We start from the raw sequence: 20,754 nt of genomic DNA, 5'->3' as shown, positions 1-20,754 counted from the left end.
CCAGCGTTCAATCTGAGCCATGATCAAACTCTTCAATTTAAGATTTGTTTGATTTGCTGAACTCGCCAGCGATGCTCAAAGAATTAAAACTGTTTATTCGTAATGAATTTACTGTTGTTCACTCTTCAAGACTTTTTTATATCGTTAAGATACGGTCTTGTGAGTGCCCACACAGATTGTCTGATTAAATTGTTAAAGAGCAGTGCCACTTCATCGGTGGCGCGGGCTGCATATACTATGCTTTTCCGCTGTGAAGTCAAGTCATTACTGACCGCCTTCGTTGAATCTTTTTTCCTGTCACCACAACCGCGTGTCGCTGTTGCCGTGTCAGTGGAGGCGCATTATAGGGACTTCTCGGCCACTGACAAGCGCTAAATGCAAAAAAATTACCGAGTGGGGATTTTTTCAGCAAAGCGCATTAAAAGACGCCGTTATGCCGGATTTTTCGCCGCTAATTGAGAGAAAACCTCATCGGACAGACTGGCGTACCATTAATTCCGGCGTCAACACCAGCGCATTAGGTTCAGTATTGGGATGTTCCAGACGATACAAAAGTGTATCCACCGCTAATTCGCCGAGTTCATCTTTAGGTTGGTGAACCGTAGTTAGAGGTGGAGACATGTAGCGGGCCAGTTCAATGTCATCGTAACCAATAACAGCCATGTCTTGCGGAATAGAAAGCCCAGCCTGATAAAGCGCATGGTAAACGCCAACGGCCATCGCATCGTTACTGGTGAACACCGCTTCAGGTTTATCTTCCAGCGCTAACAACTGCTGCATAGCGCGATAGCCCGCTTCAAACTCAAAATCGCCGAAAATTTCATAGTCAGCAGGAATGAATAGCCCAGCGAGCTGCATCGCCTGTCGATAACCTTCTAATCGGTTATAGGCGGTCGTCTTATCTTTCGGACCCGCAATGCAGGCTATCTTTTTATAGCCACGAGAAATGAGATAATTGGTCGCGATCTCCCCACCGAGCAGAGAGTTATCTTTAATAACGTCCATGACGCCTTCAAAAGGTGCCCAATCCATCATAACCATAGGTATAGAAGGATAGCGGCTCATCATTTCAGGCAAAGGGCGATGGTTTTCAGTGCACATCAATAGTACGCCGTCGACCCGCTTTTGCAGCAGCGTTTCGAGACTATGGCTCATTCTGTCGCGATCGCCTTCGGTGTTGCACAGAATCAGGCTATAGCCTCGCTCATAACAGCAGCGCTCTACGCCACGAACCACTTCGGCATAAAACGGGTTATTACTGGCAGTGAGCAACATACCTATGGTGCGGGTCTGGTTTATTTTCAGACTTCTGGCCAGCGCAGACGGCGCATAGTTGAGATCCTCAACGGCCTTCATCACTTTTTCGCGAATGGTATCGCTGACAAAGCGATTGTTATTAATGACGTGAGATACGGTAGAAGTAGAAACGCCCGCAAGACGGGCGACATCTTTCATGGTGGCCAAAGATCACCCCTGGGTTTGCAAAAATGCGTCGATCTCTTCACGCCACGGGACAGAGGGCTGAGCACCTCGGCGAGTAACGGCTATCGCAGCTGCCGCATGGGCAAATTTTACTGCGGAGGACATGGGTTTATTTTCCAGCAATGCAGTCACTAACGCACCATTAAAGGTATCTCCAGCGGCGATAGTATCCACGGCTTTTACACGATATCCCGGAATTCGCTGCCCCTGACCGTTTTCACTTAACCATACGCCACGGCTACCCAATGTGATGAGAACCGTTTCAATGCCTTTATCGTGTAGAACCTGTGCTGCACGAGCCGCATCGTCTTCCGTCTCAACGGTAATTCCCGTCAGGAACTGTGCTTCGGTTTCATTCGGCGTGATCATATTGACCAGCGATAACAGTTCATCGGGCAGTTCACGAGCAGGGGCGGGGTTCAGAATCACTTTTGTTTGGTGTTCATGCGCGAGTTTAGCGGCCGCAATAACCGTTTCCAACGGCGACTCAAGCTGCATAAGCAACGCAGAAGCATCAATAATGTGTTGCTGATGACGATCAAGGTAATCAGGCGACACAGCAGCATTTGCGCCTGCGTTAATCGCAATCATGTTCTCAGCGTCGGCGTTAACAAAAATCAGCGCAACGCCGGTTGTTTCCCCGGAGATAGCCTCAACGGCGGAAACATCAATATTATCCTTGGATAGCTGCTGGCAAATGCGGGTACCGATATCGTCTTCTCCGACGCAGGCAATAAAAGCGATGTCTGCACCACTTCGACCAGCGGCAACGGCCTGATTGGCACCTTTCCCACCGAAAGCAACGCTATATTGCTCACCGATCACCGTTTCGCCCGGGCGGGGAAATTGCTCAAGATTGAGAATATGGTCAGCATTAATACTGCCCAGCACCACCAGCTTACCCGTTTTCATTATGTCGAATCCCGCTACGTTAATAATGCGCCACCACAAACGGGTGGCGCGAGCCCTGCTTTATTCTTTAATTATTTTGCTACCAGCTTAAGGTCAACCGGAATGATGGCCTGCGTTTTTTCACCTTTCAGTACTTTCGCAGCCGTTTCGATACCGATCACACCGATCTGATCAGGACGCTGAGCAACAGTTGCAGCCAGCTTGCCTGACTCAACGGCCTTCACGCCATCCTGAGTGCCGTCAAAGCCGACAACCAGCACATCTGTTTTGCCTGCGGTTTGCAGTGCACGCAGTGCACCCAACGCCATTTCATCGTTCTGAGCAAATACGGCCTGAACGTCAGGGTGCGCGGTCAGCAGGTTCTGCATCACGTTCAGCCCTTTAGTACGGTCGAAGTCAGCCGGTTGGCTGGCCAGCATAGCGAATTTATTTTTCTCAGCAGATTTCATGAAGCCTGCCCCACGCTCGCGCGCGGCAGACGTTCCAGCGATGCCTTCCAACTGAATCACTTTAGCGCCTTCACCCAATTTCTTGGCAATGAAGTCACCGGCAACTTTACCGCCGAAGGCGTTATCAGAAGCAACGTGGCTCACCACTTCACCACTGCTGGCAACGCGGTCCAGCGTAATAACAGGGATCTTGGCCTGATTGGCCATTTTAATCGCATTACCTACCGCATCAGAATCGGTCGGGTTGATCAGCAGAACTTTGGTTCCACGCACCGTCAAATCCTGAACGTTAGCCAGTTCTTTTGCTGGGTTATTCTGGGAGTCCAGTACAATCAGCTCGTAACCCAGCTTGTCGGCTTCTTTCTGTGCACCCTCTTTCATTGAAACAAAGAACGGGTTATTCAGCGTAGAAACCACCAGAGCAACCGTATCTTTGGCCAAAGCATTAGCACTGACAGTCGCGCTCAGCGCAACAGCGGAAACCAGAGTAGCCAGCTTTTTCATATTCATAACTCAATTCCTGTGTGAATGAAGGTTATTTACTGCTTTTGTTATCTACCAGAACCGCCAGCAAAATGACGACTGCTTTAACGATCATTTGGTAGTAAGAAGAAACACCTAATAAATTCAGTCCGTTGTTGAGGAAACCAAGGATAAGTGCGCCGATCAACGTACCAACGATACGCCCTTTTCCTCCAGCCAGACTGGTGCCGCCCAATACTACAGCCGCGATAGCATCCAGCTCATACCCTGTACCCGCCGTCGGCTGTGCAGAGGACAAACGTGCGACTTCGATAATTCCCGCCAGTGCAGACAACAGCCCACACAGGGAATAGACAATAATCTTGACTCTATCAACGCTGATGCCGGACAAACGGGTGGCAGACTCGTTGCCGCCCAGCGCATAGATATAGCGCCCCAGACGCGTATGGTGCAACATGTACCAGGCTGCCGCGAACACGATAGCCATGATCCAGATTGGCGTCGGAATCCCCAGTGGACGACCGATACCAAACCAACCAAATGCATCTGCCACGTCGGAAAAGCCGGTATTCACCGGGCTACCATTGGTATAGACCATCGTCACACCGCGAAGTAACAGCATCATGACCAACGTGGCAATAAACGCCTGCACTTTGCCTTTAGATACAATGACCCCTGTACCCGCACCAATCAGCGCACCCAGCGCCAGCGCGCCAAACACCGCCACCAGCGCATTGACTTCAAGCCCGACGATGGAAGCCGCTACGGCACCGGTCAATGCCAGCAGTGAACCCACCGACAAATCGATGCCCGAGGTCAGAATCACCAGCGTCATGCCAACTGCCATGATGGCGTTCACCGACGTCTGCTGAAGAATATTGAACAGGTTGTTCAGGGTAAAAAAGTTAGGGCTCATGGCGGACACAACCGCAATCAGGATCAGGAGCGCGATCAGCGATTTCTGCTCCAGTAACCACTCTTTGCTGAACCAGCGTTTTGCCGCGATAGATTGAGAACTCATGTCTGACTTACTCCTGCTTTGCGCCGTATTGCTTACCAACGGCCGCGGCCATCAGTGCTTCCTGGGTTGCTTGCTCAATAGGGAAATCACCGCTCAAGCGCCCTTCATGCATCACAATGATGCGATCGCTCATTCCCAAGACTTCGGGCATTTCGGATGACACCAATATGATGCTCAGCCCTTCTTCTTTGAATTGATTGATTAACTGGTAAATCTCTTTCTTCGCCCCGACATCGACGCCACGCGTCGGTTCATCGAGGATCAGGACATTTGGGCGCGTCATCAGGCCACGGGCAATCGCCACTTTCTGCTGATTACCGCCGGAAAGCAGGCCGATAGGCTGCTCCATCGAAGGCGTTTTCACGTTGAACAGCCGAATAAAATCGGCAACCGTCAGTTGCTCTTCGGCGTGTTTCAGGCGACCGCCCGCATGGCTGAAATAGCGCAGTGCGGTTAAGGACATGTTTTCTTTTACCGACATGCCCAGCACCAGACCATCGCGCTTGCGGTCTTCGGAAATGTAAACTATGCCGTTCGCCAAGCCATCCTGCGGTTTACGGGTCACTACGTCACGGCCATCCAGCGTCACATTGCCGCCAGTTCGCGGCAGCGCGCCGTAGAGAATCTTCATCAGTTCGGTACGGCCCGCGCCCATCAGCCCTGCAACGCCCAGAATTTCGCCTTTCCGAACCGTAAAGCTGACGTTGTCGACGCCCGGCCCTGACAGGTTCTGCACCTTAAGGCGAACCTCTCCCGGCACTTTATTCGAACGCGGGTACTGATCTTCCAGCTTACGGCCCACCATCATTTCAATCAGCGTATCTTCCTCTAAGTCACTGACCGGACGCTCGCCGATAAACTGACCATCGCGGAACACGGTAATGTCATCGCAGATTTCAAAGATTTCTTTCAGACGGTGGGAAATATAGACAATGCCGCATCCCTGAGATTGCAGCTCTTTGATCACGCTGAATAGCGAAGCGGTTTCGGTATCCGTCAGGGCATCGGTCGGTTCATCCATGATGATGACTTTCGATTCAAAGCTCAGCACCTTGGCAATTTCTACCATTTGCTGATCGCCAATCGATAAATCACCGACCATACGACGGCTGTCATAGCGCAGATTAAGGCGCTTCAGCAGCTTATCGGCTTCCGCATACATCTTGTTCCAGTCGATACGACCGAAGCGGTTGGTAAATTCACGACCAAGGAAGATATTCTCGGCAATCGTGAGTTGGGGAATCAGGTTAAGTTCCTGATGGATAATACCGATACCTGCTTCCTGGGACGCTTTCGGCCCGCTGAAATCTACCTCTTGCCCCAGAAAATGAATGCTGCCAGCATCTTTACGATAGATCCCGGTCAGGACTTTCATCATGGTGGACTTGCCCGCACCGTTTTCGCCCACCAGCGCCATCACTTTTCCCGGATAGACATTGAGTGCCGCACCGGAAAGCGCTTTAACGCCGGGAAAAGATTTCGTGATGCCTTGCAGTTGCAGTAAAGGTTGCATTGATGCCTCAGAACGTTACGCCAGCACAAAGGATGACATTGGCATACGGAGAACACTCTCCGCTGCGAATGATCGCCCGGCTTTTGCCGCTTTGGGTTTTAAATTCTTCATGGCTAACATAGTGCAATGCAATTGAGTTTCCCTGGTGTTGTTCAAGTTGCTTCAATTGATCGAGTAATGCGTCATGGACTGCGGGGTTCTTTTCAATAATCTCTTCCGCCAGAATAGCGGCCTCGACCTGCATTTCGCTGGTGACAACGCTAACGACCTGCAAGAACGTCGGCACGTTATGCGTCAACGCCAGATCGATACGGGTCGTCGTTTCAGGAATCGGTAAACCGGCATCACCAATAACAAGGCTATCGGTATGCCCCAGTCGAGAAATCACGGAAGAAATATCTGAATTCAATAATGCTGCTTTTTTCATCTTATCACCCCACCAGCGAAACGTTTCGCTAATAACATTCTAGAAAAAGAAGCAAGAAAGGCAATGAAGAGATAAAAAAAATGTGATCGCTATCGAAACGTTTCGCCAACAAAAAAATAAAGAGAACAAGAGGCCGTTATAGAAGGTTGATAAATAGAGAAATGGCGGGCAACGGCCCGCCACGAGGGAATTGAGGATAACGATTTAGAGTTTGCGAATCTGCTTCACATCCAGCTCGACGGAATTGAAGTCTTTATCCAGTTCACCCTGAATTTCCACTTTGTCGGTGGGCGAAACCATCTGACCATTCCAGCGTTTGTGATCAATTTCGACTTCCATCGTGCCTGTCGCGTCGCGGAACAGGTAGTTTTCATCACCGATCCGTTTTTCAATATTACCGCTCAGCGTCACCCAACTGTCATCACGCAAATCTTTAGCTTTATCTACCGTGGTGAGGGAACTCTGTTGATCAATGAATCCCCCTTTATGTGTGCCAACCGCAGGCGTTTCTGGGTTGACGAAACCGCCGCCGCTTTGTGCGGCAAATACGGGCGCAGAAACCAGAGCGGTAATGGCAAGTAACGCAGCTGCTTTTTTCATGTTTACCTTCCTTATTTTTTCTGTTGCTTCACAGTCAACGGTTTCGCAGTCAGCCTGCGGGAGTAATCGGTCTTCGGGAAGGATTAAAGCAAACCGTTCTTAACAGAATCTTAAGGAGTCAGCGTTTACTTTCTTATTTTTTTATATTGCCGAAATCGCCCGATTTCAGCGATTTGTCCTGTACACACCGCCTCTCTATTTCGTATAAAACCGGAAAAGACATAAGCGCAACAGCAGCGCATTCCCTGCGAGGCCCCCATGAGAATATTGTTAATCGAAGACGATCGCTTGATTGGTGACGGCCTGAAAGCTGGGTTAAACAAACTGGGCTTTAATATTGACTGGTTTATGGAAGGTAAAGCGGGTGCCGCTGCATTGAAGGCTGCCCCCTATGATGCGGTGGTGCTCGATCTCAGCCTGCCGGGCATGGACGGGATGGATATTCTGCGTCAGTGGCGTCAGGCGGGACATGACGAACCGGTGCTAATTTTGACAGCCCGCGATGCGTTGGAACAGCGCGTAGAAGGGCTACAGCAAGGTGCTGATGATTATTTATGTAAGCCCTTTGCGCTGACAGAAGTGGCCGCTCGCCTTCAGGCGCTGATTCGCCGTCGTCACGGCCAACTTCAACCGACATTAACGCACGGTGCGGTTTCCCTTGAGCCGGGATCGCGAAGCGTCACACTTAACAATGAACCGCTGATACTAAAGTCTCGCGAACTGGCATTACTGGAACTATTTTTGCTCAATCCAAACCGCGTACTCACACGCGCGCAGTTGGAAGAAAAGCTCTATGGGTGGGACGATGATGTCTCCAGCAATGCGGTAGAAGTGCATATCCACCACCTGCGCAAAAAGCTGGGTGGTGGGTTTATCCGTACCGTGCATGGCGTTGGCTACATTCTGGGAGATGCACCATGAACCGACTCAGCCTGCGTTTACGCCTGATTGCGGGTTTTACGCTGCTGACGCTGATTTGCTGGGGCGTTGCCAGTCTGCTTTCGTGGTATCAAACGCGTCATAACATCAATGAGCTATTTGATACCCAGCAAATGCTGTTTGCCAAACGTCTTGCCACCATGAACCCCGATGAATTGCGAATTCAGTCGACTTCTCTGCCCAAAACCAAAAGTCTGGTACATAAGGATCGAGGCAAGCAAGACGACGATGCTCTAGCCTTCGCCATTTTTACTCGCGACGGGAAGATGTTGTTGAATGATGGTGAGAACGGCAAAGATTTTATTTTTGACTACCAGCGAAACGGCTTTACCGACGGCAGGTTACGCGATGACAGTGACGCATGGCGCATCGTCTGGTTAACGACAGCAGATAATCGTTACGTGATCGCTGTCGGGCAAGAGTGGGAATACCGTCAGGACATGACGCTGGATATTGTAAAAACCAACCTGATGCCCTGGCTGTTCGCCCTGCCGATCATGCTGGCGCTGCTGTTCTGGCTGGTAACGCGTGAGCTCTCGCCGCTAAAACGCATTACCGCCGAGCTTCAACAGCGTTCACCGGACGAAAGTACACCGCTGGCGACGCAGCATATCCCGCAGGAAGTTCGCCCGTTGGTCAACGCGCTGAACCATCTGTTTTCCCGCATCAGCGACATGCTGGTTCGTGAACGCCGTTTTACCTCCGATGCCGCTCACGAATTGCGTAGCCCGCTGGCAGCGTTGAAAGTCCAAACCGAAGTCGCACAGCTGGCGCATGATGATGAAGCCATGCGCCACCATGCGCTGGTCAATCTGGATAAAGGCATCGATCGGGCTACACGGCTGGTGGATCAGCTCCTGACGCTGTCGCGGTTGGATGCCGAATCGTCCCCCGAAGGGATGCAGCCCGTCCAGTTCAATGAACTACTGCAACAGGCGGTGATCGCGCACTACCACACGGCGCAAACCGCAGGTATCGAACTGACGCTGGATTTACCGGACACCCCGGTTATCCGGCAGGGCCACCCGCTGCTGCTGACTCTGCTGGTACGCAATCTGCTGGATAACGCTATCCGCTACAGCTATGAAGGGGGAACGGTAAGCCTGACGCTGACAGAGCGCGGCTTTCAGGTTGCCGATAACGGACCGGGCATTAGCGAGGAGGCGCTGGCAAGAATTGGCGAACGCTTTTATCGCCCGCCGGGGCAAGAGAAATCCGGCAGCGGTCTTGGGATTTCCATCGTCAACAACATCGCTAAATTGCACCACATGCGGGTCACGTTCACCAATCAGCCCGGAGGCGGGCTGATTGTATCGGTGAATTGGTAAAGGTTGTTAGACGTTACGTTGGGGTAAGATCGAGATACACGGTCGACCACGGGGCGAGGTATCCCTGCGGGAACCTCATCCCCGTGTTTCCCTAATAACAAACAACGAGTCGCTGTCAGTGTGTTAACGATAGATAATTTAGTGGGAACGCTTAAATCTCGACCTGTATCCCCAGCTCAATCAGCCTGTTCGGCGGTATTTCAAACTGATCCGCCGCCCGCAGCGCATTGCGGCTGAGCATCATGAATAGCTTACCGCGCAAGCGCAGATACCACGGGCGCTCACCGATAATCAGCGACTCATTAGACATAAAGAAAGATGTTTCCATCATTTGGCAGGTTAACCCATCCTGCCAGCAGCGCTGAAAGACCTCTTCCACATCCGGTGTCTCACGCCAGCCATAGTTGGCAATCACGCGCCAAAACGTCGGCGAAAGCTGTTCAACCGTCACTCGACGCGCGTTCAGCACATAGGGCGCATCCTCCGTTCTCATGGTCAACAGCACCACGCGCTCATGCAGGATCTTGTTATGTTTGAGGTTATGTAACAGCGCGAACGGGATCACGCGCGTCGCACGCGAGAAATACACGGCGGTCCCTGGCACACGCGTCGGCGGCGTTTTCTCCAGTGACGCAATCATGGCATCCAGCGAGTTACCATGCTCATGCAACCGGCGCAGCAGCCTGAAACGCTCGCTTTTCCATGTGGTCATGATGATAAACATCACCATACCCAGCGCCAGCGGCAGCCAGCCGCCAGAGAGGATCTTGACTACGTTTGCCAAAAACATAGGCACGTCAATAATCAGCAGGCCCGCCAGCAAAACCCACGCCAGATAGCGATTCCAGAGCCAGTTCTTCACTGCCACCGTACAGAACAGAATGCTGGTAATTACCATCGTGCCCGTTACTGCAATCCCGTAAGCCGCCGCCAGATTGCTCGAATGCTCAAAGCTGACAATCACGATGACAACGGCGATATACAGCATCCAGTTAATGGCAGGGATATAAATCTGACCGGACTCCATATCTGACGTGTGGACGATACGCATCGGCGGTAAATAGCCTAGCCGCACCGCCTGACGGGTCAGGGAGAAAACACCGGAAATGACTGCCTGCGAGGCAATGATTGTCGCCAATGTGGCCAATATCATCAGTGGAATCAGCGCCCAATCTGGCGCCAGCAGGAAGAACGGGTTTTTGATGGCTTCCGGGTCTTTTAACAGCAACGCACCCTGCCCGAAGTAATTTAACACCAGCGACGGCAACACCACCGTAAACCAGGCCAGACGAATCGGGAATTTACCGAAGTGCCCCATATCGGCATACAGCGCCTCGACCCCGGTAATCGCCAGCACCACCGCCCCCAGTGCGAAGAACGACACCGCTTTATACTCGACAAAGAAGCGCACGGCGTACATCGGGTTCAACGCCTGCAAGACTTCGGGGTTAGCGATAATGCTGCGCGCACCCAGCACGCCAAGCGTTAAAAACCAAATCAGCATCACGGGTGCAAACAGCTTGCCGACGCTACCCGTACCGTGTTTTTGAATGATAAACAGTAACGTCAGGACGACAATCGAGAGCGGAACGATATAGCTGTCCATCGACGGCGCGGCGATTTCCAGCCCTTCCATCGCCGACATCACCGAGATAGCAGGCGTGATGACGACTTCCCCATAAAAGAAGCTGCCACCGATCAACCCCATGATAACCAGCACGGACGTCATGCGATCGGAGGTATTGCGCCCGGCTAGCGACATTAATGTCAGAATCCCACCTTCGCCTGCGTTATCGGCACGCATCACATAGGTCAGATATTTCAGCGAAACAACAAGAACCAACAGCCAAAAGATCAGTGAAAGAAAACCAAAGACCGAGTCAGGTTCGACCCCAAAACCAAACTGCCCTGATAAACATTCCCTTAACGTATAAAGAGGGCTGGTTCCTATATCTCCATAAACCACCCCGATGGCCGCCAGCGTGACAGCCGGAAGCGAACGTTTATGTTCTGAGCTCATAACCCTATCTTCTGTTGTTAATCAGTCCGCGAAGCGCGTCATTCACAGCAACTAGTCCAAAAGCGCACAGTATGCACAAATCAGGGTAAAAACCCATTTTTATTGTGCGGGCCATCTTCTTACACCTTAAATAATTCGGGTTGCAGGAAGGCGGCAAGCGAGGGAAGCCCGATGAGCTTACTCAAGTAAGTGATTCGGGTGAGTAAGCGCAGCCAACACACCTGCAGCTTGAAGTATGACAGGTGTATACGAAACATCCTGTAAAGGGTGGTTTATTGCTTACTTACCCCGTTAGGGTGAATAATCCGTAAAAGTATTCTAATAAAAATCTGTGATCTGCCGTTTATTATTACTATTGTCTTTCTGAAAGTAGGGTTTTTCTGAGACACCGCTTTCAGTAGAGCAACCAGATAAAAAAATAAACGATTTCGGTGCATCACATCATGGGACTAACGGATTAATTATGCGTCAAACCGCGGCATTGGCTGAAAGAATTTCTCGTCTCAGTCATGCGCTAGAACATGGGCTCTACGAAAGACAGCACGCCATTCGTCTCTGCCTGCTCGCAGCGCTAAGTGGGGAAAGTGTTTTCCTGCTGGGGCCGCCAGGTATAGCCAAAAGTATGATCGCCCGGCGTCTTAAATTCGCTTTTCGTCATGCGAACGCGTTCGAGTACCTGATGACTCGCTTTTCCACCCCGGAAGAGGTATTCGGCCCCCTTTCCATTCAGGCGTTAAAAGACGAAGGGCGCTATCAGCGCCTCACCGCCGGTTATCTGCCGGAAGCCGAAATCGTATTTTTGGATGAAATCTGGAAAGCGGGTCCCGCCATTTTGAACACCCTGCTGACGGCCATTAACGAGCGGCGTTTCCGTAATGGCAACAGCGAAGACACCATCCCCATGCGCCTGCTGGTCGCGGCCTCGAATGAACTGCCGGAGGCGGATGGCGGTCTGGAAGCGCTCTACGACCGAATGCTCATCCGTCTGTGGCTCGATCGCGTGCAGGAAAAACAGAATTTCCGTGCGCTGCTTGTGAATAACAGCAGCGAACGCGATAACCCCGTTCCGCCCGCCCTTAGCGTCAGTGATGAAGAGTACCAACAGTGGCAGAAGGATATTGAGCATATCGCATTGCCGGAGTTCGGTTTTGAGCTGATTTACACGCTGCGTCAGCAGCTCGATGCGCTGGACCAAGCACCATATATTTCCGATCGACGCTGGAAAAAAGCCCTGCGCCTGCTTCAGGCCAGCGCGTTTTTCTGCGGACGGGACGCCATTACGCCAGTTGATATCATTCTGCTGAAAGACTGTCTCTGGCATGACCAAAGCACCTTGACGCTCATCGAACACCAGCTTGAATTACTGATTACCGAGCACGCCTACCAGCAGAAAAGCCTGCTGTTCCGCTTGCAACAGGTGAACACCAGACGTCAGCAATATCAGCGTGAACAAAGTGAATTACAGGCATTTTCGGTGGAGAAACAGGGGCACTTCCTTGGCCGGAAATTCCATTACACGTTGCCTGACACGATCGTCGCTGAAACGCTGGATCTGGTGCTGCAAAGACCGCTGATCCTGCACGATATTGAAGTCAATCACCTGCTCATTGAAAAGCATGCTTTGCAAGGCTGGCTGCAAAAAGGGGGAGAAATCCGGGGCAAGCTCAACGGCATCGGCTTTACTCAACGCCTCGATCTGCTGGTGGACGATCGCCAGCATCTGACGGTTCGCGATATCAGCCTGCAATCCTCCATTCTTTCTCTGCCGGAAAAGCGCGACTGTGCGCTGCCTGCCGACATTACCGATGAATATGAAAAGCTGAACATGCAGTTGCGCGAACAGCGCCGCTTATTCAGCCAGCATCAACCTTGTCTGTTCGTCCCCGCTGAGTGGCTAGCGAAAATAGAAGCCAGCCTGCAGCAGGTTGCCGAACAGATCCAGCAATCAGAGCAACAGGACTAACGCCGATGATCACGCTGGAATCACTGGAAATGCTGCTGTCTATCGATGAAAACGAACTGCTGGACGATCTTGTCGTCACGCTGTTGGCAACGCCGCAGCTCGCTTTCTTCTTTGAAAAGTATCCCAGCCTGAAGTCCGCGTTACTCAACGATCTTCCTCACTGGAAAGAAACCTTAAAGCAGCGCCTGCGCACCACGCAGGTACCGCCAGAGCTGGAAAAAGAATTTAGCTGCTACCAACGTTCACAATCGATCGACAATCAGGCTTTTCAGACACGCCTGCCTGCGATTATGGATATGCTGAACAACGTAGAATCCCCCTTTCTGGCACAGGCCTCACAGCTCATTACCTCTCCAGAGAGAACCTTAGGGCAGAAGATCACCAGTGGGCTCCACGCGCTCTTTCTTCAGCGCTGGCGGCTAAGCCTCACTCTGCAAACCGTTTCACTGCATCAGCAGTTGATGGATCAGGAGCGGGAAATCCTGCTGGATGAACTGCAACAACGCCTGACTCTCAGCGGCAAACTCGAACCTATTCTGGCCGAAAACGAAAACGCGGCCGGACGGCTCTGGGATCTCAGCGCAGCGCAGCGTATTCAAACCGATCCCCGCCCGTTACTGGATTTCGGTGCTTTCCTGCAACGCCAGCCCGCATTACAAAAGCTGGCGGAACGCTTAGGCCGCAGCCGAGAAACCAAATCCATCCTCACGCAAGAAGCACCACAAGAAGCCTTCCGGGTAAGGGTACGAGAACCCGCCACCGTGCCTGAGCAGGTGAGCGGCGTGCATCAGAGCGATGACATTTTGCGTTTGATGCCGACAGAGCTGGCCACGTTGGGCATTAGCGAATTGGAATATGAATTCTATCGTCGCCTGCTAGAGCATCGTCTGCTGACCTATCGCTTACAAGGGGAGAGCTGGCGCGAGAAAATCACCGAGCGCCCCGTTGTCCATCAGCAAAATGAACAGCAGCCGCGTGGCCCGTTTATCGTCTGCGTTGATACGTCAGGCTCGATGGGCGGCTTTAATGAACGCTGTGCCAAAGCCTTCTGTCTGGCGCTGATGCGCATCGCGCTCGCCGACAACCGCCGTTGCTACATCATGCTGTTTTCTACCGGCGTGGTGAAATATGAGCTCACGTCTGCGGACGGATTAGAGCAGGCGATACGTTTTCTCAGCCAGTCCTTCCGCGGCGGCACAGATATGAGCGCCTGTCTGTCAGCACTGTTGGATAAGATGGACGACGCACTCTGGCATGATGCCGACGCGGTGGTGATTTCGGATTTTATCGCCCAGCGGTTGCCGGATGAGGTGGTAAATAAGGTGAAAAGCCGTCAGAAGCAGCTACAGCATCGTTTCCATGCTGTAGCGATGTCCGATCACGGCAAACCCGGCATCATGCACATCTTTGACCATATCTGGCGCTTTGATACCGGGTTAAAAAGCCGCTTAATGCGCCGTTGGCAGCACGGCAAGGCTTATTAAAGCAGGCCGGAAACCGACTCACGCAGCGGCTGTGGCCAAACGCCGCACTGAACCTGACCAATGTGTGGCAATTGCAGCAGCAGCATGACCAGGCGAGACTGACCGATTCCCCCGCCGATCGTTTGCGGCATCTCACCGCGCAGCAGCGCCTGATGCCATTCCAGTTTCAGACGTTCTTCATCCTGCGTCAGCGCCAGTTGGCGTGTTAAGGTTTCCGCATCAACACGGATGCCCATTGATGAAATCTCAAACGCATCGTTCAGGACCGGGTTCCACACGACGATATCGCCGTTCAGACCTGCCAGTTCCTGCTCGCCTGGCGTCGTCCAATCATCATAATCCGGCGCACGCACATCGTGAGAGTGTCCGCTGGACAGCTTACCGCCAATCCCAATCAGGAAGACCGCACCCAGTTCTTTAGCGATAGCTCGCTCACGCCCTTTGGCATCCAGATCGGGATAGCGCTGTAGCAGCGTTTCGGTATGCACAAAATGAATCTGTTCTGGCAGGAAAGGCTGAATGCCAAACGCCTGATGTACCGCCGCTTCCGTCGCTTTAATGCCCTGATAAATACGTGTCACCGTCGATTTCAGATACTCGGCATTGCGCTCGCCATCCCCCATCACGCGCTCCCAGTCCCACTGATCGACATAAACCGAGTGGATCGGGCTCAGACGATCTTCGTCCGGGCGCAGTGCCTTCATATGGGTATAGATACCTTCGCCGAAGCTAAAGTCATACGCTCCCAGCGTTTTACGTTTCCATTTTGCAAGTGAGTGCACCACTTCAAATGTGGCATCCGGCAGGGCTTTAACCTTAACCTGTACCGCTTTTTCCGTACCGGACAAGTTGTCCTGCGTACCATCGCCGATACGGCTGAGAATCGGTGCCTGGACTTCAATCAATCCCAGAAGCTGCTCCAACTGGCTGGAGAAGAAAGACTTAACGAAGCTGATTTGCTGTTGTTTTTCGATGTACTGCTTTTTCATTGCCGCGTCTCTTATTCATCGTATTTAGTTATTCATTAAGCAATAAAAACTGCTAGTCATTCAATAATCTTATGGATAAATTGCACTTGTGCTTTTAATCCGTCATTTTATAGCGGTATAAAATCATTATTCGTTAAAATAGGAGGCTCAAAGTGGCAGAAATTTATCAGATCGATAATCTCGATCGCGGCATCCTTTCCGCCTTAATGGAAAATGCGCGCACGCCTTATGCCGAACTGGCAAAACAGTTTTCCGTCAGTCCAGGCACGATCCACGTTCGGGTAGAAAAAATGAAGCAGGCGGGCATTATTGTCGGCACGCGTCTGGATGTGAATCCAAAGCAGCTAGGCTATGACGTATGCTGTTTTATCGGCATCATTCTGAAAAGCGCCAAAGATTATCCCTCTGCGCTAGAGAAGCTGAACAATCTGGAAGAAGTGGTCGAGGCCTACTACACCACCGGGCATTACAGTATCTTTATTAAGGTCATGTGCCGCTCGATCGAGGCACTGCAACATGTGCTTATCAACAAGATCCAAACAATTGATGAAATTCAGTCCACTGAAACGCTAATCTCCCTGCAAAACCCCATCATGCGGACGATCGCGCCGTAATGCTTTTTTCCTATACCCATATTATCCACAGGTAGATCCCAGCCAGATCACAGCGTACAATGTCCCGTCTTTTATCGGATGGGATCGCTATGGCAGACATTACTTTGATCAGTGGCAGTACCCTTGGCAGCGCCGAATATGTTGCAGAACATTTGGCCGAACTGCTGGAGAAGGATGATTTTTCCACTGAAATTCTGCATGGCCCTACGCTTGATGCACTGCCTGAAAGCGGTATATGGCTGGTGGTGACCTCTACACACGGTGCAGGGGAATTCCCTGACAACCTGAAAGCACTGTTTGGACAGATGGAGCAGCAAAAGCCCGATCTTTCTCAGGTGAGTTTCGGTGCGGTGGGGATCGGGAGTAAAGAGTACGACACGTTCTGTGGCGCGATCCAAACAGCGGATCGTGTACTGGCTCAATTAGGGGCCAAAAGGATCGGTGAAATCCTCGAGATCGACATCACTCAGCATCAGATTCCAGAAGATCCAGCAGAAGAATGGTTAGGATCGTGGGTTAATTTACTCAAATAAGATGAAATATTCAGCAGTTGAATGTGGATAACTATGCTTAATTCAGGTGTAAAAGCCGTAGTTATCCCAATAACAACCCAAGTATGTTTTTTGTCCTGTGCATAAACCCGCATTAAGATCCCAGCTTATACTGTCCAGGATCACCGATCATTCACAGGTAAGGATCAACGCCATTCTCTTGATCTTTAATATGAATAACCACTTATCCACACAACATGACGATCCTAATAAGAGATCTAATAAAGAGATCTTTAAATAAAAAGATCTTTCTTTAATTAACGAGGATCCAACGGACTTGGTCGTTGGCTCAAAGTTGAGTAGAATCCCCAGCCCAGGGCAAATAACGATCGTTCGCCACTCATCATTCGCGATAATGCGAGGAGCAGTACCATGTTTTATCCAGATCCATTTGACGTCATCGTGATCGGTGGCGGTCATGCCGGAACAGAAGCTGCGATGGCTTCTGCCCGAATGGGCCAACAGACGCTTTTACTGACACACAATATTGATACGCTGGGACAAATGTCTTGTAACCCGGCGATTGGCGGTATTGGAAAAGGCCATCTGGTTAAAGAGATCGATGCCATGGGAGGGTTGATGGCGCGTGCCGTCGATCAGGCAGGTATACAGTTTAGAATACTAAACAGCAGTAAAGGCCCAGCGGTCAGAGCAACACGTGCACAAGCGGATCGCGTGCTCTATCGTCAGGCTGTTCGCACCGCGCTGGAGAATCAGCCAAACCTGATGATCTTCCAGCAGGCTGTTGACGATCTGATTGTGGAAAACGATCGTGTCGTTGGTGCCGTTACCCAGATGGGACTCAAATTCCGTGCAAAAGCCGTGGTGTTGACGGTAGGCACTTTCCTTGACGGCAAAATTCACATTGGGCTGGATAACTACAGCGGTGGACGTGCAGGCGATCCGCCTTCCATTCCACTGGCGCGCCGCTTACGTGAACTGCCTCTGCGCGTCAATCGCCTGAAAACCGGTACTCCGCCGCGTATTGACGCCAGAACTATCGATTTTAGCGTGCTGGCTCAACAGCACGGTGACAACCCGATGCCGGTTTTCTCATTCCTGGGTAATGCGAGCCAGCATCCGGCGCAAATGCCGTGCTACATCACGCATACCAATGAGAAGACCCATGATGTGATCCGTAACAATCTGGATCGTAGCCCGATGTATGCCGGGATCATCGAAGGGATCGGCCCACGCTATTGCCCGTCGATCGAAGATAAAGTCATGCGCTTTGCCGATCGAAATACGCATCAGATCTTTCTTGAACCGGAAGGACTGACCAGCAACGAAATTTATCCTAACGGGATCTCAACCAGTTTGCCGTTTGACGTCCAGTGGCAGATTGTTCGCTCAATGGCAGGGATGGAGAATGCACGCATTGTTCGTCCTGGCTATGCGATTGAGTACGATTTCTTCGATCCTCGCGATCTGAAACCTACGCTGGAAAACAAATTTATTCATGGCCTGTTCTTCGCCGGACAGATCAACGGGACAACAGGTTATGAAGAAGCGGCCGCACAGGGCATGCTGGCAGGGCTGAATGCGGCTCGACTGGCTGCCGATAAGGAAGGCTGGTCGCCACGTCGCGATCAAGCTTATCTCGGCGTGCTGGTTGACGATCTCTGTACGCTAGGTACGAAAGAACCCTACCGTATGTTTACATCACGCGCTGAATATCGCCTGATGCTGCGTGAAGATAACGCCGATCTGCGTTTGACTGAAATGGGTCGTGAGCTGGGTATGGTCGACGATCACCGCTGGGCGCGTTTCAATGAGAAGCTTGAGAACATTGAGAAAGAACGTCAGCGCCTGCGCGACATCCACGTTCACCCGCAATCTGAGCAGTTAGATCAAATCAACTCACTGCTGAAGACGCCGTTGTCCCGTGAAGCGAACGGTGAAGAACTGCTGCGTCGCCCGGAAGTGGATTACGTTCAGCTTACTGCGCTACCGCTGTTTGCCCCGGGATTAACCGACGAGCAGGCTGCAGAACAGGTTGAAATTCAGGTCAAATACGAAGGGTATATTGCTCGCCAGCAGGATGAAATCGAGAAACAGCAGCGTAATGAAAATGCACTGCTGCCTGCCGATCTGGATTACAAACAGGTGAGTGGATTGTCCAATGAGGTGATTGCCAAGCTGAACGATCACAAACCTTCGTCTATCGGTCAGGCTTCACGCATTTCTGGCATTACGCCTGCGGCGATCTCCATTCTGCTGATCTGGCTTAAAAAACAGGGTCTGCTGCGCCGCAGCGCCTGATTTACGGTAAACTTATCCCCTAAATAGCCGGTTATCCGGCTATTTTTATTATTAACCTCATATTTTTCATCGGGATCTTATTGTGCGCAACACACTCGATAATCTGCTAAACGCGGCTGGCATTGTGATTTCGGATAAGCAAAAAAATCTTCTGATACAGTATGTTGACATGCTGAATAAGTGGAACAAAGCTTATAACCTGACGTCGGTACGCGATCCGCAGCAAATGCTTGTCCGCCACATCATGGACAGTATCGTGGTTGAGCCACATTTACACGGGCAACGTTTTATCGATGTGGGAACGGGGCCTGGATTGCCTGGGATTCCATTGGCGATTGTTCGCCCTGAGTCGCATTTCACTTTGCTGGATAGCCTGGGTAAGCGCGTGCGCTTCCTGCGTCAGGTACAGCATGAACTACAGCTTGAAAATATTACGCCAGTGCAGAGCCGCGTTGAGGAATTTCCGGCAGAACCGCCTTTTGATGGCGTAATCAGCCGGGCATTTGCTTCTTTGCAGGACATGATTAGCTGGTGTAGTCATCTTCCAGCCAGACCAGCAGGGCGGTTTTATGCTCTAAAAGGCGTACTTCCAGAGGATGAATTGTCATCCTTGCCACAAGGTGTCCTATTAGATCGGGTCGTTCGCTTATCCGTTCCCGAGCTGGAAGGTGAGCGCCATTTGATCGTGCTTAAACCAAACTAATTTTGTTTTTTATCAAAAAAATTATAACTAAATATTGCGTGTCACGATGCCACCTCGTCTATCGGTGGCATGGTTCCAGAACGCATCGCGATCACTGAAATTTTACATCTTCGTTTTTTCAGCGTTGTTCTTTTGCTTTCGCACTGAATAATAACGAGCGAAAATAAATCATCGGCATCAAAATTTAGTTATTTTTGTGTTAATTGAGTAAAAAAACGATATCAATGATGTCAATAGGTGGTTGAAACGTTGTTTATTGCGCTTTTTGAATAGGTTTTTTATTAAGTTATTGAAATTAAATAAAATAAATACGTTTTATTGCTAAGGACAAAAAAAGATACATCCTGTTGTAAATATTCGTAAGCCCTTTTATGTGAGTCATATCACAGATTAGAGGCCTTTAGAAATTAATGACACCAGACATGATCAGGGATGATTGTTAGTAAAAACGGGGCTTCAGAAAGAAATTTAAATAATTGTTCACCTTTTCGCTACTTATCGATTGAATTCGCAGGTATGACCCGTATAATTTGCTCGTTTTTTGCTGCTTGACTCAGTGGTGTAAAGGCAGTTTTATACGTCATTCGGTATACCTCTGAAAAGGTACGGAGAGAGCAAACGTCATGCCTGTATCCCTTTACAGCGGAAAAGTAGCCTTAAGGCTGCTGTTGTTACAGTTAGTGACTTTTGCTTTGTTGAGTGCTGCTTTCAGCCTCAATAGCGTCAACGCTGCTGCTTCTGCATTAGGCGGAGGATTGGCAGCTTGGTTACCGAATGTGTTGTTTGTGCTGTTTGCCTTACGTCACCAGTCACACAAGCCTGCTGATGGGCGTGTGGCTTGGTCATTCGCAATTGGCGAGGCGCTTAAGGTATTTATCACCATTGCACTGTTAGTGGTGGCGTTAGGCGTGTTTAAAGCGGCATTCTTTCCGCTTGGCCTAACTTATTTATCGGTGCTGGTTATGCAGATCGTGGCACCGGCCGTAATTAATCGTTGCCGTAATTAACAACAAA

At 50.8% G+C, this 20,754-nt stretch carries 18 protein-coding genes; 9 read left to right on the top strand and 9 right to left on the bottom strand.

Annotated elements, in window-relative coordinates:
• Positions 1-468: 468 nt before the first annotated feature.
• The 7 genes from rbsR to BUB06_RS15660 all read right to left on the bottom strand — a co-directional run bounded on the left by rbsR (position 469) and on the right by BUB06_RS15660 (position 6,887).
• Positions 469-1,464 (bottom strand): ribose operon transcriptional repressor RbsR, encoded by a 996-nt coding sequence (gene rbsR / locus BUB06_RS15690; protein ID WP_039475180.1) that lies wholly within the window; start codon positions 1,462-1,464, stop codon positions 469-471.
• Between the two features lie 3 nt (positions 1,465-1,467).
• On the bottom strand, positions 1,468-2,394 hold the full coding sequence (gene rbsK, locus BUB06_RS15685) for a ribokinase (protein ID WP_010300124.1): 927 nt from the start codon (positions 2,392-2,394) through the stop codon (positions 1,468-1,470).
• A gap of 71 nt (positions 2,395-2,465) precedes the next feature.
• Positions 2,466-3,353 (bottom strand): ribose ABC transporter substrate-binding protein RbsB, encoded by an 888-nt coding sequence (rbsB, locus tag BUB06_RS15680; protein WP_005976509.1) that lies wholly within the window; start codon positions 3,351-3,353, stop codon positions 2,466-2,468.
• A 25-nt stretch (positions 3,354-3,378) separates the two neighbouring features.
• Positions 3,379-4,347, bottom strand: a complete 969-nt coding sequence (rbsC, locus tag BUB06_RS15675; protein WP_010300121.1) for a ribose ABC transporter permease — start codon at positions 4,345-4,347, stop codon at positions 3,379-3,381.
• A gap of 7 nt (positions 4,348-4,354) precedes the next feature.
• Positions 4,355-5,860: a ribose ABC transporter ATP-binding protein RbsA gene (gene rbsA / locus BUB06_RS15670; protein ID WP_039475182.1), complete on the bottom strand. Its 1,506-nt coding sequence runs from the start codon at positions 5,858-5,860 to the stop codon at positions 4,355-4,357.
• Positions 5,861-5,867: 7 nt separating this feature from the next.
• Positions 5,868-6,287 (bottom strand): D-ribose pyranase, encoded by a 420-nt coding sequence (gene rbsD / locus BUB06_RS15665; protein ID WP_010300118.1) that lies wholly within the window; start codon positions 6,285-6,287, stop codon positions 5,868-5,870.
• Positions 6,288-6,491: 204 nt separating this feature from the next.
• Positions 6,492-6,887, bottom strand: coding sequence for a YgiW/YdeI family stress tolerance OB fold protein (locus BUB06_RS15660; RefSeq protein WP_039475183.1), 396 nt, complete (start codon positions 6,885-6,887; stop codon positions 6,492-6,494).
• A gap of 258 nt (positions 6,888-7,145) precedes the next feature.
• Here BUB06_RS15660 and qseB point away from each other — a divergent pair, with 258 nt between their 5' ends.
• Both qseB and qseC read left to right on the top strand, forming a co-directional pair.
• The gene (gene qseB / locus BUB06_RS15655; RefSeq protein WP_039475185.1) at positions 7,146-7,808 is read left to right on the top strand and encodes a quorum sensing response regulator transcription factor QseB; all 663 of its coding nucleotides are present in this window, start codon (positions 7,146-7,148) and stop codon (positions 7,806-7,808) included.
• On the top strand, positions 7,805-9,154 hold the full coding sequence (gene qseC, locus BUB06_RS15650) for a quorum sensing histidine kinase QseC (RefSeq protein ID WP_039475187.1): 1,350 nt from the start codon (positions 7,805-7,807) through the stop codon (positions 9,152-9,154). Before qseB ends, qseC begins: the two co-directional genes overlap by 4 nt.
• A 151-nt stretch (positions 9,155-9,305) precedes the next feature.
• Here qseC and kup read toward each other — a convergent pair whose 3' ends face one another.
• Positions 9,306-11,174 carry a low affinity potassium transporter Kup gene (gene kup, locus BUB06_RS15645; RefSeq protein WP_039475189.1) on the bottom strand — a complete coding sequence of 623 codons (1,869 nt, stop codon included), beginning with the start codon at positions 11,172-11,174 and terminating at the stop codon, positions 9,306-9,308.
• A gap of 463 nt (positions 11,175-11,637) precedes the next feature.
• Here kup and ravA point away from each other — a divergent pair, with 463 nt between their 5' ends.
• Together ravA and viaA are read left to right on the top strand one after the other, a co-directional pair.
• On the top strand, positions 11,638-13,137 hold the full coding sequence (gene ravA / locus BUB06_RS15640) for an ATPase RavA (RefSeq protein ID WP_039475191.1): 1,500 nt from the start codon (positions 11,638-11,640) through the stop codon (positions 13,135-13,137).
• 5 nt (positions 13,138-13,142) lie between these two features.
• Positions 13,143-14,621, top strand: coding sequence for an ATPase RavA stimulator ViaA (gene viaA / locus BUB06_RS15635; RefSeq protein ID WP_010300107.1), 1,479 nt, complete (start codon positions 13,143-13,145; stop codon positions 14,619-14,621).
• On the opposite strand, the gene asnA is transcribed toward viaA, so the two are convergent.
• Positions 14,618-15,610: an aspartate--ammonia ligase gene (asnA, locus tag BUB06_RS15630; RefSeq protein ID WP_010300105.1), complete on the bottom strand. Its 993-nt coding sequence runs from the start codon at positions 15,608-15,610 to the stop codon at positions 14,618-14,620. The two genes, viaA and asnA, sit on opposite strands and share 4 nt — an antisense overlap.
• 152 nt (positions 15,611-15,762) lie before the next feature.
• Between asnA and asnC the strand changes: the two genes are divergently transcribed.
• The 5 genes from asnC (at position 15,763) to atpI (ending at position 20,747) form a co-directional block, all read left to right on the top strand.
• Positions 15,763-16,224: a transcriptional regulator AsnC gene (asnC, locus tag BUB06_RS15625; protein WP_010300103.1), complete on the top strand. Its 462-nt coding sequence runs from the start codon at positions 15,763-15,765 to the stop codon at positions 16,222-16,224.
• A gap of 89 nt (positions 16,225-16,313) precedes the next feature.
• On the top strand, positions 16,314-16,757 hold the full coding sequence (gene mioC, locus BUB06_RS15620; RefSeq protein ID WP_039475192.1) for an FMN-binding protein MioC: 444 nt from the start codon (positions 16,314-16,316) through the stop codon (positions 16,755-16,757).
• A 390-nt stretch (positions 16,758-17,147) separates the two neighbouring features.
• Positions 17,148-19,037: a tRNA uridine-5-carboxymethylaminomethyl(34) synthesis enzyme MnmG gene (gene mnmG, locus BUB06_RS15615; protein ID WP_010300098.1), complete on the top strand. Its 1,890-nt coding sequence runs from the start codon at positions 17,148-17,150 to the stop codon at positions 19,035-19,037.
• An 82-nt stretch (positions 19,038-19,119) separates the two neighbouring features.
• On the top strand, positions 19,120-19,740 hold the full coding sequence (gene rsmG, locus BUB06_RS15610) for a 16S rRNA (guanine(527)-N(7))-methyltransferase RsmG (RefSeq protein WP_039475194.1): 621 nt from the start codon (positions 19,120-19,122) through the stop codon (positions 19,738-19,740).
• A gap of 623 nt (positions 19,741-20,363) precedes the next feature.
• Positions 20,364-20,747, top strand: coding sequence for a F0F1 ATP synthase subunit I (gene atpI, locus BUB06_RS15605; protein WP_010300094.1), 384 nt, complete (start codon positions 20,364-20,366; stop codon positions 20,745-20,747).
• Positions 20,748-20,754: the final 7 nt, after the last annotated feature.

Source organism: Pectobacterium carotovorum (assembly GCF_900129615.1).
Classification (GTDB): domain Bacteria; phylum Pseudomonadota; class Gammaproteobacteria; order Enterobacterales; family Enterobacteriaceae; genus Pectobacterium; species Pectobacterium carotovorum.
The sequence above is the reverse complement of the archived record's forward strand: the minus strand, read 5'-3'. Positions and strand labels throughout refer to the sequence as shown.

Coding starts and splice junctions, on each gene's coding strand:
- rbsK (WP_010300124.1), bottom strand. CDS start 2,394: ATGAAAACGGGTAAGCTGGTGGTGCTGGGCAGTATTAATGCTGACCAT.
- rbsB (WP_005976509.1), bottom strand. CDS start 3,353: ATGAATATGAAAAAGCTGGCTACTCTGGTTTCCGCTGTTGCGCTGAGC.
- rbsC (WP_010300121.1), bottom strand. CDS start 4,347: ATGAGTTCTCAATCTATCGCGGCAAAACGCTGGTTCAGCAAAGAGTGG.
- rbsA (WP_039475182.1), bottom strand. CDS start 5,860: ATGCAACCTTTACTGCAACTGCAAGGCATCACGAAATCTTTTCCCGGC.
- rbsD (WP_010300118.1), bottom strand. CDS start 6,287: ATGAAAAAAGCAGCATTATTGAATTCAGATATTTCTTCCGTGATTTCT.
- BUB06_RS15660 (WP_039475183.1), bottom strand. CDS start 6,887: ATGAAAAAAGCAGCTGCGTTACTTGCCATTACCGCTCTGGTTTCTGCG.
- qseB (WP_039475185.1), top strand. CDS start 7,146: ATGAGAATATTGTTAATCGAAGACGATCGCTTGATTGGTGACGGCCTG.
- qseC (WP_039475187.1), top strand. CDS start 7,805: ATGAACCGACTCAGCCTGCGTTTACGCCTGATTGCGGGTTTTACGCTG.
- kup (WP_039475189.1), bottom strand. CDS start 11,174: ATGAGCTCAGAACATAAACGTTCGCTTCCGGCTGTCACGCTGGCGGCC.
- ravA (WP_039475191.1), top strand. CDS start 11,638: ATGCGTCAAACCGCGGCATTGGCTGAAAGAATTTCTCGTCTCAGTCAT.
- viaA (WP_010300107.1), top strand. CDS start 13,143: ATGATCACGCTGGAATCACTGGAAATGCTGCTGTCTATCGATGAAAAC.
- asnA (WP_010300105.1), bottom strand. CDS start 15,610: ATGAAAAAGCAGTACATCGAAAAACAACAGCAAATCAGCTTCGTTAAG.
- mioC (WP_039475192.1), top strand. CDS start 16,314: ATGGCAGACATTACTTTGATCAGTGGCAGTACCCTTGGCAGCGCCGAA.
- mnmG (WP_010300098.1), top strand. CDS start 17,148: ATGTTTTATCCAGATCCATTTGACGTCATCGTGATCGGTGGCGGTCAT.
- atpI (WP_010300094.1), top strand. CDS start 20,364: ATGCCTGTATCCCTTTACAGCGGAAAAGTAGCCTTAAGGCTGCTGTTG.